This is a genomic window from Enterobacter mori, assembly GCF_025244905.1.
Taxonomy (GTDB): domain Bacteria; phylum Pseudomonadota; class Gammaproteobacteria; order Enterobacterales; family Enterobacteriaceae; genus Enterobacter; species Enterobacter mori_A.
In genome coordinates, this window is record NZ_CP104285.1 from 4,659,326 (window position 1) to 4,671,824 (window position 12,499).

Annotated in this window: 11 protein-coding genes; 8 read left to right on the forward strand and 3 right to left on the reverse strand. The window is 59.3% G+C overall.

Annotation, left to right across the window (positions count from 1 at the left end):
• Nucleotides 1-26: 26 nt before the first annotated feature.
• Nucleotides 27-647 (reverse strand): superoxide dismutase [Mn], encoded by a 621-nt coding sequence (gene sodA, locus N2K86_RS22030; RefSeq protein ID WP_004203668.1) that lies wholly within the window; start codon nt 645-647, stop codon nt 27-29.
• 288 nt (nt 648-935) lie between these two features.
• On the opposite strand from sodA, the gene rhaT reads away from it, so the two are divergent.
• Entirely contained in the window at nt 936-1,970 is a 1,035-nt protein-coding gene (rhaT, locus tag N2K86_RS22035) for an L-rhamnose/proton symporter RhaT (RefSeq protein WP_260659967.1), read from the forward strand.
• On the opposite strand, the gene rhaR is transcribed toward rhaT, so the two are convergent.
• Both rhaR and rhaS (N2K86_RS22045) read right to left on the reverse strand, forming a co-directional pair.
• The gene (gene rhaR, locus N2K86_RS22040; RefSeq protein ID WP_260659968.1) at nt 1,971-2,819 is read right to left on the reverse strand and encodes an HTH-type transcriptional activator RhaR; all 849 of its coding nucleotides are present in this window, start codon (nt 2,817-2,819) and stop codon (nt 1,971-1,973) included.
• Between the two features lie 73 nt (nt 2,820-2,892).
• A complete protein-coding gene (rhaS, locus tag N2K86_RS22045; protein ID WP_238458952.1) occupies nt 2,893-3,729 on the reverse strand; it encodes an HTH-type transcriptional activator RhaS in 837 nt (278 codons plus the stop codon).
• A 301-nt stretch (nt 3,730-4,030) separates the two neighbouring features.
• Here rhaS (N2K86_RS22045) and rhaB point away from each other — a divergent pair, with 301 nt between their 5' ends.
• The 7 genes from rhaB (at nt 4,031) to N2K86_RS22080 (ending at nt 12,373) form a co-directional block, all read left to right on the forward strand.
• Nucleotides 4,031-5,500 (forward strand): rhamnulokinase, encoded by a 1,470-nt coding sequence (gene rhaB, locus N2K86_RS22050; RefSeq protein WP_260659969.1) that lies wholly within the window; start codon nt 4,031-4,033, stop codon nt 5,498-5,500.
• Nucleotides 5,497-6,756 carry an L-rhamnose isomerase gene (gene rhaA / locus N2K86_RS22055; RefSeq protein ID WP_260659970.1) on the forward strand — a complete coding sequence of 420 codons (1,260 nt, stop codon included), beginning with the start codon at nt 5,497-5,499 and terminating at the stop codon, nt 6,754-6,756. The genes rhaB and rhaA overlap by 4 nt, the downstream gene beginning before the upstream one ends.
• Before the next feature lie 96 nt (nt 6,757-6,852).
• A complete protein-coding gene (gene rhaD, locus N2K86_RS22060) occupies nt 6,853-7,683 on the forward strand; it encodes a rhamnulose-1-phosphate aldolase (RefSeq protein ID WP_022649818.1) in 831 nt (276 codons plus the stop codon).
• An 82-nt stretch (nt 7,684-7,765) separates the two neighbouring features.
• Entirely contained in the window at nt 7,766-8,752 is a 987-nt protein-coding gene (gene rhaS / locus N2K86_RS22065) for a rhamnose ABC transporter substrate-binding protein (protein WP_260659971.1), read from the forward strand.
• Nucleotides 8,753-8,865: 113 nt separating this feature from the next.
• Complete coding sequence (locus N2K86_RS22070) at nt 8,866-10,368, forward strand: sugar ABC transporter ATP-binding protein (protein WP_260659972.1); 1,503 nt, start codon at nt 8,866-8,868, stop codon at nt 10,366-10,368.
• On the forward strand, nt 10,368-11,372 hold the full coding sequence (locus N2K86_RS22075; RefSeq protein ID WP_260659973.1) for an ABC transporter permease: 1,005 nt from the start codon (nt 10,368-10,370) through the stop codon (nt 11,370-11,372). The genes N2K86_RS22070 and N2K86_RS22075 overlap by 1 nt, the downstream gene beginning before the upstream one ends.
• Nucleotides 11,369-12,373 (forward strand): ABC transporter permease, encoded by a 1,005-nt coding sequence (locus N2K86_RS22080; RefSeq protein WP_260659974.1) that lies wholly within the window; start codon nt 11,369-11,371, stop codon nt 12,371-12,373. Before N2K86_RS22075 ends, N2K86_RS22080 begins: the two co-directional genes overlap by 4 nt.
• Nucleotides 12,374-12,499: the final 126 nt, after the last annotated feature.

Sequence of the window (12,499 nt, forward strand, 5' to 3'; positions counted from 1 at the left end):
CGCTTCTCACAGGCGTCAATGCAACCTTATTTTTTAGCGGCGAAACGCGCTGCTGCTTCGTCCCAGTTCACCACGTCCCAGAAGGCTTTGATGTAGTCCGGGCGACGGTTCTGGAATTTCAGGTAGTAAGCGTGTTCCCACACGTCCAGGCCCAGGATTGGGAAGCCGGATGCGCCAGAAATTGCTTCACCCATCAGCGGGGAGTCCTGGTTAGCAGTAGACACTACCGCCAGCTTGTCACCTTTCAGAACCAGCCACGCCCAGCCAGAGCCGAAACGGGTAGCAGCGGCTTTTTCGAATTCCGCTTTGAAGTTGTCCACGGAACCGAAGTCACGCTCGATAGCCGCTTTCAGGTCGCCCTGCAGGGTGGTACCGGTTTTCAGGCCTTTCCAGAAAAGGCTGTGGTTAGCGTGACCGCCCGCGTTGTTGCGCAGCACGGTTTTCTTGTCTGCTGGCAGCTGGTCCAGCTTGGTGATCAGCTCTTCAGCAGACAGGTTCGCGAACTCTGGCAGGCTTTCCAGCGCGGCGTTCGCGTTGTTCACATAGGTCTGGTGGTGTTTAGTGTGATGGATTTCCATCGTCTGCTTGTCGAAATGCGGTTCCAGTGCGTCGTAGGCATACGGCAGGGATGGCAGTGTATAACTCATAATCCTCTCCATTATTGTCGGGCGGCACAGCTGTTAATGCCGCGTAAGCAGTTGGTTCATTATAGTTAATTAAATGATATTGAAAATGATTATCAATGCCGTAGTTTTTATAAGGTTATTCATTTTTCGATTAATGGCGGAAATGTGAGTCTGCTCACGCGGTTAACGTGCTGATTGCCATCCAGAACAAAAGTGCGGCAACCTTCTGAAGGTTCCCAAACCGCCTAATTTTTACACTCATCAAGTCGGCGGGAAGCCACCGACTATAAAAACGATGAGGATGTAAAAATGAATCATGCGATTACGATGGGTATCTTCTGGCATTTGATAGGCGCGGCCAGTGCTGCCTGTTTCTATGCCCCGTTTAAAAAAGTGAAAGGCTGGTCATGGGAAACCATGTGGTCCGTTGGCGGTACCGTGTCATGGCTAATTTTGCCGTGGACAATCAGCGCCATGCTGCTGCCCGATTTCTGGGGCTACTTCTCCTCCTTTAGCGCCTCCACCCTGCTGCCGGTATTCCTGTTCGGCGCAATGTGGGGCATCGGTAATATTAACTACGGCCTCACCATGCGCTATCTCGGCATGTCGATGGGGATTGGCATCGCGATTGGCATCACGCTGATCGTCGGCACCCTGATGACGCCGATCCTCAACGGCCACTTCGACGTGCTGATCAACACGCAGGGCGGGCGAATGACGCTGCTGGGCGTGCTGGTGGCGGTGATCGGCGTGGGCATCGTCACCCGCGCGGGCCAGCTGAAAGAACGCAAGATGGGCATCAGGGCCGAAGAGTTCAACCTGAAGAAAGGGCTGCTGCTGGCGGTGATGTGCGGCGTTTTCTCGGCGGGCATGTCGTTTGCCATGAACGCCGCCAAACCGATGCACGATGCCGCTGCGGCGCTGGGCGTCGACCCGCTGTACGCTGCCCTGCCAAGCTACGTGGTCATCATGGGCGGCGGCGCGCTGGTGAACCTCGGCTTCTGCTTCCTTCGTCTGGCAAAAGTGAAGAACCTGTCGGTAAAAGCCGACTTCTCGCTGGCAAAACAGCTGATCATCACTAACGTCCTGCTCTCCGCCCTCGGTGGCCTGATGTGGTACCTGCAGTTCTTCTTCTATGCCTGGGGCCACGCCAGCATTCCGGCGCAGTACGACTACATGAGCTGGATGCTGCACATGAGCTTCTACGTGCTGTGCGGCGGGCTGGTTGGGCTGGTGCTGAAGGAGTGGAACAACGCCGGGCGTCGTCCGGTGGGCGTCCTGAGCCTGGGCTGCGTGGTGATTATCATTGCCGCCAATATCGTTGGCCTCGGCATGGCGAACTGATTACGCCGCCTTTCGACTGCGATGACGCCATTGAACCGGCGTCATCCCCACCTCGCGGTTAAACACCACCGAAAAGTAGTTACTGTCCTCAAATCCGCAGCGCATCGCCACTTCACTCACCATCAACTCCGTATGCTGCAGCAGATACTGGGCGTGGCAGATGCGCAGCTGGCGCAGGTAGTGGTTCACCGTCATCCCCGTCTGGGTGCGGAACTGCTGGCGCAGCGCGCGCTCGCTGCACTGCTCCTGCTCGCAGAATTTTTCCAGCACGAAGCTTCTGTTCAGGCTGCCCGCAAGCGTGGTGATGAGCTTATCCAGCAGCGCTTCCTGCGTCGTGGCAGAGGGGTTATCGGTGGCGTAGCGGTGGCGCTTCAGCGTCATCACCAGCTGGGCGAAAAGCAGCTCCGCCATCTGGTTGGCGACCGGGTCGCTCTTCTGGCTCTCCTGCTCAAGCTGAGAAATGACCTGCCGAACCTGGGTCATGCCGCTGCTGCTTAACCGCCAGTGCGGGGAACCTTTATCATCAAGAAAACCCGGAATATTCGCGGCCCAGTCCACGTTAAGCCTGAGCCTGTCCGGGCAGTAAATAACGTTTTGCAGCACCAGGTCGTTAACCGAGGCGTAGGAGTGTTTATCTTCGGCGCGGATATAGAACAGATCCCCGCGGGTGATGCGGTAGGGCCGGTCGTTGAGAACATGAAGGCCGTTGCCGCGCCACACCAGCACCAGCTCGCAAAACTCGTGGGTATGCTCGGCAAAGACGTTTTGCGGGTAGCGGTCCGCCACCGCGACGGCCTGACTCGCGGAGGCAAAAAAATCATCTTTGCGAAGGATTAACTGAGCAGCCACACCACGACCTCTGTGCCGAAAAACCAGACATTATTAGCTTTATTGCGGCAATAAAACGGTGACTGCCCTCGCGTTACTGAAGCAACGCGTCTTTTCCCTGACGAATATCGCGCGGCGACCAGCTAAACTCCCGACGGAAAAGCGTCGAAAAGTGGTTACTGTCGCCGAAACCGCAGCGATAGGCGATATCCGTGACGCTTTCGTCCGTATGACGTAAAAGATGACGCGCTTTGATTAACCGCAGGCGATTAAGATAGCGCTGCGGCGTCAGCCCGGTGTGCTGCTTCAGCTGGCGATGCAGGGTGCGCAGCGACAGCGAAAAATCATCCGCCAGCGTTTCCCAGCAAACATCTTCGGCGAAATGGTCTTCCAGCCAGGCCATTAGATGGTTCAGCCGGGCGTCGTTGTTTTCCAGCCCCTCCACCAGGCTACTGCGGCGCAGTAGCACCAGCAGCTGCATGAACAGCAGCTCGCGCGTGGCAATGGCGTGCGTCTCCTGCCCATCCTCGCTCTGCTCCATCTGGCTCACCAGCTGCCGCACCTGCTGTAAGGTGGACTGGTTCACGCGCCAGTGCGACGGATAGTGCCCGTCCTTTTCCTGCGGCAGCAGCTGGTTTAAACCAGAAAGAAACTGGAACGCGTCCGGGGAACGATAGAGCACGTTGGTCAGACACAGGTTGTCGGTATGTTCATACAGGTGCCTGTCGTGGTCGCGCACAAAGCACACGGTGCCGCCGCTGATGGTGTACGGCTGGCCGTTAAACACGTGAATGCCCGTCCCGTGTTCAACAATCACAATCTCATGAAAATCATGATGATGTTCAGGGAACGCAGCCTGAGGGAGCCGCGGCTCAATCGCGACGGGCGACCCTCCCGAAGGAAAAAAATCCACGCTGTGTAGTACGGTCATAACGGCCCCCACCAATGAGAAATGTTCTCAAAATAGTAATTAAGGCCTTTCATGCTCACCTTAAATTTTCGGCAGCAAACGTCGCAAAAGCTGTCCGTTTTTCAAGAAACCGGCGGAAAGATCGGGAAATGCGGTAAGCGTCACACTGCCTGAAAACCCCGCCATTACTGGAAACTGTGAACTCCCTCACGTTCACCTTTGCTTTCTTGCCAGCGCCGGATTTGGCCTGTCAGTGGCGAGAAGGTGGCTTTTTCTTCCCTTTCTTACACTCACCGCTAATGACTTAAGAAAGGACCTGACCATGACTTTTCGCCATTGTGTGGCAGTCGATTTAGGCGCATCCAGCGGCCGCGTAATGCTCGCCACCTGGGACTGCGACCAGCGCACACTTTCGCTTCGCGAAATGCACCGCTTCGCCAACTGCCTGCAAAAGCAGGACGGTTTTGAGACCTGGGATATCGATGCCCTGGAAGCGGAGATCCGCATCGGGCTGAACAACGTCTGCAACGACGGCATTCGTATCGACAGCATCGGCATTGATACCTGGGGCGTGGATTATGTGCTGCTGGACGGTAACGGTGAGCGCGTCGGCCTGCCCGTCTCCTACCGCGACAGCCGCACCGACGGCCTGATGGCGCATGCCATCGCCCAGCTTGGTAAGGACAACATCTACGGGCGCAGCGGCATTCAGTTTCTGCCATTTAACACGCTGTACCAGCTGCGCGCCCTGGTTGAGCAGCAGCCGGAGCTGGTCGCGAACGTGGCCCACGCGCTGCTGATCCCGGACTACCTGAGCTACCGCCTGACCGGCAATATGAACTGGGAGTACACCAACGCCACCACCACCCAACTGGTGAACATCAACACCGATAACTGGGACGAAAACCTGCTGGCATGGACGGGCGCGTCGCCGTCCTGGTTCGGCACGCCAACGCATCCCGGCAATGTGATCGGTCAGTGGATTTGCCCGCAGGGGAACGAGATCCCTGTCGTCGCCGTCGCCAGCCACGATACCGCCAGCGCGGTCATCGCCTCACCGCTCGCCAGCGAAGACGCGGCGTATCTTTCTTCCGGCACCTGGTCGCTAATGGGCTTTGAGAGCAAAACGCCGTACACCAGCGATGCCGCGATGGCGGCAAACATCACTAACGAAGGTGGCGCGGAAGGGCGTTACCGCGTGCTGAAAAACATCATGGGCCTGTGGCTGCTCCAGCGGGTGCTGAAAGAGCAGAACATCACCGACCTGCCTGCGCTTATCGCGGAAACCGAAAAGCTGAAGGCCTGCACCTTCCTGATCAACCCGAACGATGACCGCTTTATCAACCCGGCGCACATGAGCGCCGAAATCCAGGCCGCCTGCGTCGAGGCCGGGCAGCCGGTGCCGTCCAGCCCGGCAGAGCTGGCGCGCTGCATTTTTGACAGCCTCGCCCTGCTGTATGCCGACATCCTCAGCGAACTGGCCGATTTGCGCGGCAAGCCGTTTAGCCAGCTGCACATCGTGGGCGGCGGCTGCCAGAACCGGCTGCTGAACCAGCTCTGCGCGGATGCCTGCGGTATTACCGTGGTGGCAGGTCCGATTGAAGCCTCCACGCTCGGCAATATCGGCATTCAGCTGATGACCCTGGACGAACTGTCCAACGTTGACGATTTCCGCTCGGTGGTCACCGCGAACACCCGACTGACCGCCTACCCCCCCAATCCCTGCCATGAAATTGCCCGCTACCGGGCGCAGTTTCAGCAAAACCGACTGACTAAGGAGCTTTGCGCATGACCACTCAACTTGAACAAGCCTGGGACCTGGCTAAACAGCGTTTCGCCGCCGTCGGCGTGGATGTCGAAGAGGCCCTGCGCCAGCTCGACCGTCTGCCTGTCTCCATGCACTGCTGGCAGGGCGATGACGTCGCCGGTTTCGAGAACCCGGGCGGTTCCCTGACGGGGGGTATTCAGGCCACGGGTAACTACCCGGGCAAAGCGCGTAACGCGACCGAACTGCGCGCCGATCTGGAGCTGGCGCTGAGCCTGATCCCGGGGCCAAAGCGCCTGAACCTGCACGCGATTTATCTCGAATCCGACGAGCCGGTGGCGCGCAACGAGATCAAACCGGAACACTTTACGAACTGGGTGGAGTGGGCGAAAGCCAACAAACTGGGTCTGGACTTTAACCCATCCTGCTTCTCGCACCCGCTGAGCGCCGACGGGTTTACCCTCGCCCACGCGGACGATGAAATCCGTCAGTTCTGGATCGACCACGTGAAGGCCAGCCGCCGCGTTTCTGCGTACTTTGGCGAGCAGCTCGGCACGCCGTCGGTGATGAACATCTGGATCCCGGACGGCATGAAGGACATCACCGTTGACCGTCTGGCTCCGCGCCAGCGTCTGCTGGCGGCGCTGGATGAGTCCATCAGCGAGAAGCTGGACCCTGCGCACCACATCGACGCTGTCGAAAGCAAGCTGTTCGGCATCGGTGCCGAGAGCTACACCGTCGGTTCGAACGAGTTCTACATGGGTTATGCCACCAGCCGCCAGACCGCGCTGTGCCTGGATGCCGGCCACTTCCACCCAACGGAAGTGATCTCCGACAAAATCTCCGCCGCCATGCTCTACGTCCCGCGCCTGCTGCTGCACGTCAGCCGCCCGGTGCGCTGGGACAGCGACCACGTGGTGCTGCTGGATGACGAAACCCAGGCCATTGCCAGCGAGATCATCCGTCACGATCTCTTCGACCGCGTGCATATCGGCCTCGACTTCTTTGATGCCTCCATCAACCGCATTGCAGCGTGGGTTATCGGCACCCGCAACATGAAGAAAGCCCTGCTGCGCGCCCTGCTGGAGCCTGTCGCCGCGCTGAAACAGCTGGAGGCTAACGGCGACTACACCGCGCGCCTGGCGCTGCTGGAAGAGCAGAAATCCCTGCCGTGGCAGGCGGTGTGGGAGATGTACTGCCAGCGTCACGATGCGCCTGCAGGCAGCCAGTGGCTGGATAACGTGCGGGCATATGAGAAAGACGTTCTTGCCGCTCGTCAGTAAAAAACATCGCCCGGCGGCGCGTTGCTTGCCGGGCCTACAGGTAAAAGTAGGCCGGGTAAGCGTAGCGCCACCCGGCATTTTCAAAGGAAACACTGTATGCAGACCATCACCACCTCCTGGTTCGTCCAGGGCATGATCAAAGCCACCTCCGATGCCTGGCTGAAGGGCTGGGACGAGCGCAACGGCGGCAACCTGACGCTGCGCCTGGACGACGCGGATATCGAACCCTTCGCGGCCGATTTCCACCAGAAGCCGCGCTATATCGCGCTGAGCCAGCCGATGCCGCTGCTCGCCAACACGCCATTTATCGTCACCGGTTCCGGCAAGTTTTTCCGCAACGTCCAGCTCGACCCGCAGGCCAACCTCGGCGTGGTGAAAGTGGACAGCGACGGCGCGGGCTACCACATTCTGTGGGGGCTGACCGATGACGCGGTGCCAACCTCTGAACTGCCGGCGCACTTCCTCTCCCACTGCGAGCGCATCAAGGCGACTAACGGCAAGGACCGCGTGATCATGCACTGTCACGCCACCAACCTGATCGCCCTGACCTACGTGCTGGAAAATAATTCTGATTTCTTCACCCGCAAGCTGTGGGAAGGCAGCACCGAGTGTCTGGTGGTGTTCCCGGACGGCGTCGGCATTCTGCCGTGGATGGTGCCGGGCACCGACGAAATCGGCCAGGCGACCGCGACGGATATGCAGAAACACTCACTGGTGCTGTGGCCGTTCCACGGCGTCTTCGGCAGTGGCCCGACGCTGGATGAAACCTTTGGCCTGATCGACACCGCCGAGAAATCCGCGGAGGTGCTGGTGAAGGTCTACTCCATGGGCGGCATGAAGCAGACCATTACCCGGGAAGAGCTGATTGCCCTGGGCAAACGCTTTGGCGTCACCCCCATGCAGTCCGCGTTAGATCTGTACCAATAAAAACATCGCGCCCCGCTCACCGAGACGGGGCGAAAACCACCTGCAATCCCTACAACTAACTCAATTCAGTGGAGTAAAAGCAATGAAAATAAAGACAAGCTTGATCCTCACCGTTGCCGCTCTGGCGTTGTCCGGTTCCGCTTTAGCAGAAGTGAAAATCGCCCTGGTGGCGAAGTCCCTAGGGAATGGATTCTTCGAAGCAGCGAACGTCGGCGCGCAGGAGGCGGCCAAAGAGTTAGGCGATGTAAAAGTGATTTATACCGGCCCGACTACCACCACGGCGGAAGCGCAGATCGAGGTGCTGAACGGGCTGATCGCCCAGGGCGTGGATGCGATCGCGATTTCGGCGAACGATCCGGACGCTGTCGTACCGGTGCTTAAAAAAGCAATGCAGCGCGGCATTAAGGTGGTGTCGTGGGATTCCGGCGTGGCAAAAGCCGGGCGTCAGATCCACCTGAACCCGTCCAATAACGCGCTGATTGGCGAAACCAACGTCAAGCTCGCCGCCGATGCGCTAAAAGCGCTGAACGTGGAGAAAGGCGACGTGGCGGTGCTGAGCGCCACGCCCACCTCCACCAACCAGAATACCTGGATTGCGGAGATGAAAAAGGTGCTGCCGAAGTACCCGTCGGTCAATCTGGTGACCGTGGCCTACGGGGACGATCTCTCTGACAAGAGCTACCGCGAGGCGGTCGGCCTGCTGAAAACCTACCCGGACCTGAAAGTCATCGTCTCGCCTTCTTCCGTGGGCATTGTGGCCGCCGCACAGGCGGTGAAGGACCAGAACAAGATCGGCAAAGTCTACGTCACCGGTTTAGGCCTGCCGTCCGAGATGGCGGGCGCGGTGAAGTCCGGCGCGAGCAAGAGCTTTGCCATCTGGAACCCTATCGACCTTGGCTACGCGGCAACCTACCTGGCGGATGACCTGGTGAAAGGCACCGCCACGAAGGGCGAGGCCAGCATGGGCAAGCTGGGCAAAGTGAAGCTGGATACCGACGGCAACGGCGCGATGGCCGAGCCGTTCGTCTACGATGCCAGCAATATTGATAAGTTCTCGAAGATCTTTTGAGTCTTTCCCCCCCTCACCCCAACCCCTCTCCCCAAAGGGGCGTGGGGCTCGATCGGTTCCCTCTCCCCTCCGGGGAGAGGGTTAGGGTGAGGGGTAATCTACGGAGAACTATCATGACCCCATTGCTACAGCTTTCTGGCATTACCAAGGTGTTCCCCGGCGTGCGTGCCCTTGAGAACGTGCAACTTGCGCTCTGGCCCGGCAAAGTGACGGCGCTTATCGGCGAAAACGGCGCGGGCAAGTCGACGCTGGTTAAAGTGATGACCGGCATTTACCAGCCCGACGAGGGCGAAATCCTCTACAAGGCGATCCCCGTTCACCTCCCGACGCCGGAATCGGCGCACAAGATCGGCATCACCGCTATACATCAGGAAACCGTCCTGTTCGATGAACTCTCGGTCACCGAGAATATCTTTGTAGGGCAGTACCTCTACAAAGGCTTTCTGAAAAAACTCGACTGGCCGGAAATGCATCGCCGGGCGCAGGCGATCCTTACCCGCCTTGAGGTGCAAATCGACCCGCGCGCGACGCTGAAAACCCTGAGCATCGCCCAGCGCCACATGGTGGCCATCGCCCGCGCGCTGTCGTTTGAGGCGCAGGTGGTGATCCTCGATGAACCTACAGCGGCGCTGTCGCAGCATGAAATCCTCGAGTTTTACCAGATTGTGGAGCGCTTAAAGCAGGAGGGCAAAGCCATCCTGTTTATCTCCCATAAGTTCGACGAGATTTTTGAGCTGGCCGATCATTACACCATTTTGCGCGACGGCGCGTTCGTCGGAGAAGGCGCGATGAGTGCGATAACCGAAGAGCGGATGGTATCGATGATGGTCGGGCGCGCCATCACCCAGACCTTCCCGAAGGTAGCGTGCGAAAAAGGCGAGACGGTGCTGGAGATAAAAAATCTCTGCCACCCGACCGAGTTCGCCGACATCTCCTTCTCCCTGCGTAAGGGGGAAATCCTCGGCTTCTACGGGCTGGTCGGCGCCGGGCGTACCGAGCTGATGCAGGCGCTTTCTGGCGTCACGCGGCCATCGTCAGGCGAAATTATTCTTAACGGTCAGGCCCGACGCTTCCGCCAGCCTGCGGATGCGATTAAAGCCGGTATCGTCTGCGTGCCGGAAGAGCGGCAGAAGCAGGGCGCGATTATCGAACTGTCCATTGCCCAAAACATCAGCCTGCCGCAGCTCGGCAAGCTCAATCCGAACGGCGTGCTGCACGATGACCGCGAATGGCGGCTGGCGGATGAATACGCCAAACGCCTGCAGGTGAAAGCCTTTAGCTGGAAACAGGCGGTGGACACCCTCTCCGGGGGCAACCAGCAAAAGGTCGTTATCGGCAAATGGCTGGCGACGCATCCTGACGTGATCATCCTCGATGAGCCGACAAAAGGTATCGATATCGGTTCAAAAGCCGCCGTTCATCAATTTATGTCCGAGCTGGTCGGCCAGGGGCTGGCGGTGATTATGGTCTCGTCAGAACTGCCGGAAGTGATGGGCATGGCGGATCGCATTATCGTCATGCACGAAGGGCTGATGGTGGCCGAATACCGGGCGGGTGACGCGACGGCGGAAACCATCGTCAGCGCCGCCAGCGGTGCAAAACAGGAGGCGGCATAATGCTTAACTCGCTGTTAAAACACCGCGAAGCCCTGCTGGGCGCGGTGATTGTGCTGATGGTCGTCGCCATCGGCAGCCGCGTGCCGTCGTTTATTGCGCCGGGCAACCTGGTGGAGATGTTTAACGACACCGCCATTCTGATCGTCCTCGCGCTCGGGCAGATGATGGTGCTGCTCACCAAAGGTATCGACCTGTCGATGGCGGCCAATCTGGCGCTGACGGGGATGATTGTCGCCCTGATTAACTTCCATTACCCGGACGTGCCGGTCTGGGCGCTGCTGATCCTCGCGAGCGTACTCGGGCTGCTAATGGGCGCGATTAACGGCCTGCTGGTGTGGAAGCTGGGCATTCCGGCGATTGTGGTCACGCTCGGCACCATGAGCATCTACCGCGGCATTATCTTTTTGCTCTCCGGCGGCGGCTGGGTCAATGCCAACCAGATGGGCGCGGACTTCCTCGGCCTGCCGCGCGCCTCCGTGCTGGGCCTGCCGGTGCTGAGCTGGTGTGCCATCGCTGCGCTGCTGCTGGTGGGCTACTTCCTGCGCTACAGCCGAACTGGACGGGCGCTGTACACCGCAGGCGGCAACGCCACGGCAGCCTACTACACCGGGATCAACGCCGGGAAAATGCAGTTCATTAGTTTCTGCCTTTCCGGTCTGCTGGCCGGGTTCTGCGGGTATCTGTGGATTTCGCGCTTCGCCGTTGCGTATGTTGACGTCGCTAACGGTTTTGAATTGCAGGTGGTGGCAGCCTGTGTGATTGGCGGGATCAGCACCATGGGCGGCACCGGCCGCGTGCTCGGCTGCCTGTTCGGCGCGCTGTTCCTCGGGGTGATCAACAACGCCCTGCCGGTGATCGGCGTCTCCCCGTTCTGGCAAATGGCGATTTCCGGCACGGTGATCGTCATTGCGGTGCTGTTAAACGAGCGCGGCAACAGGCGTAAAGGGCGGCTGATTCTGCACGACGCGGCGCTGGCACGTCAGAAACTGGCGGTGAAATCATGAGCAAAATGATGGCCTCTGAAGAGATCAAAAACGTGCCTGCTGCGCCGGGCATTTTCCAGCGCCTGCTGTGCTGGGAAGGCTTTCTGCTGGCGGTGACGCTGGCGGTGTTCGTGGGCAACGCCCTCGCCTCGCCTTACTTCCTCAACGTCTGGAACCTCTCCGACGCGACGTTCAACTTCACCGAAAAGGCGATCATCGTATTGCCGATGGCGATGCTGATCATCGCCCGGGAAATTGACCTGTCGGTGGCGTCCACCATCGCGCTCAGCTCGACGGTGATGGGCTTTTGCGCGACAGCGGGTATCGATACGCCGCTGCTGGTCTGCGTCGGGTTAGGCGTGGGTCTGCTGTGCGGATTGTTCAACGGCATCCTGGTGACGCGCTTTAACCTGTCGTCCATCGTCATCACCATTGGCACCATGAGCCTGTACCGCGGGATCACCTACATCCTGCTCGGGGACCAGGCGCTGAACAGCTACCCGGAGAGCTTCGCCTGGTTCGGCCAGGGCTACGTCTGGGGCGCGCTGTCGTTTGAGTTCGCGCTGTTTATCGTGCTGGCCGCGGTGTTTGTCTTTGTGCTGCACCGCACCAACTTTGGCCGCCGCACCTACGCCATCGGCAATAACCCGACCGGCGCGTGGTATTCCGGCATCAACGTTAAGCGTCACAACCTGATCCTGTTCGCGCTGGTGGGGCTGATGTCCGGCCTGGCGTCGGTGCTGCTCACTTCGCGCCTGGGCAGCACCCGCCCGACGATTGCGATGGGCTGGGAGCTGGCGGTGGTAACGATGGCGGTGCTCGGTGGCGTCAATATTCTCGGCGGGTCCGGCAGCATGGTGGGCGTGATTATCGCCGCCTTCCTGATGGGGCTGGTGACCTTCGGCCTGAGCCTACTCAACGTGCCCGGCATCGTGATGTCGGTGATTATCGGCGCGATGCTGATCGTGGTGATTTCGCTGCCGATCATCACGCGACGGATTATGCAGCGAAGACGGATTTAAATTGCCCCTCACCCCAGCCCTCTCCCCGAAGGGGAGAGGGTGAAAACCGCACCGAGCAGTCCCCTCTCCCCTCCGGGGAGAGGGTTAGGGTGAGGGGGAAACGGATCACCCAAATCGTAATTAAGG

Coding starts and splice junctions, on each gene's coding strand:
- N2K86_RS22080 (WP_260659974.1), top strand. CDS start 11,369: ATGAGCAAAATGATGGCCTCTGAAGAGATCAAAAACGTGCCTGCTGCG.
- rhaA (WP_260659970.1), top strand. CDS start 5,497: ATGACCACTCAACTTGAACAAGCCTGGGACCTGGCTAAACAGCGTTTC.
- N2K86_RS22070 (WP_260659972.1), top strand. CDS start 8,866: ATGACCCCATTGCTACAGCTTTCTGGCATTACCAAGGTGTTCCCCGGC.
- rhaD (WP_022649818.1), top strand. CDS start 6,853: ATGCAGACCATCACCACCTCCTGGTTCGTCCAGGGCATGATCAAAGCC.
- rhaB (WP_260659969.1), top strand. CDS start 4,031: ATGACTTTTCGCCATTGTGTGGCAGTCGATTTAGGCGCATCCAGCGGC.
- rhaS (WP_238458952.1), bottom strand. CDS start 3,729: ATGACCGTACTACACAGCGTGGATTTTTTTCCTTCGGGAGGGTCGCCC.
- N2K86_RS22075 (WP_260659973.1), top strand. CDS start 10,368: ATGCTTAACTCGCTGTTAAAACACCGCGAAGCCCTGCTGGGCGCGGTG.
- rhaT (WP_260659967.1), top strand. CDS start 936: ATGAATCATGCGATTACGATGGGTATCTTCTGGCATTTGATAGGCGCG.
- rhaS (WP_260659971.1), top strand. CDS start 7,766: ATGAAAATAAAGACAAGCTTGATCCTCACCGTTGCCGCTCTGGCGTTG.
- sodA (WP_004203668.1), bottom strand. CDS start 647: ATGAGTTATACACTGCCATCCCTGCCGTATGCCTACGACGCACTGGAA.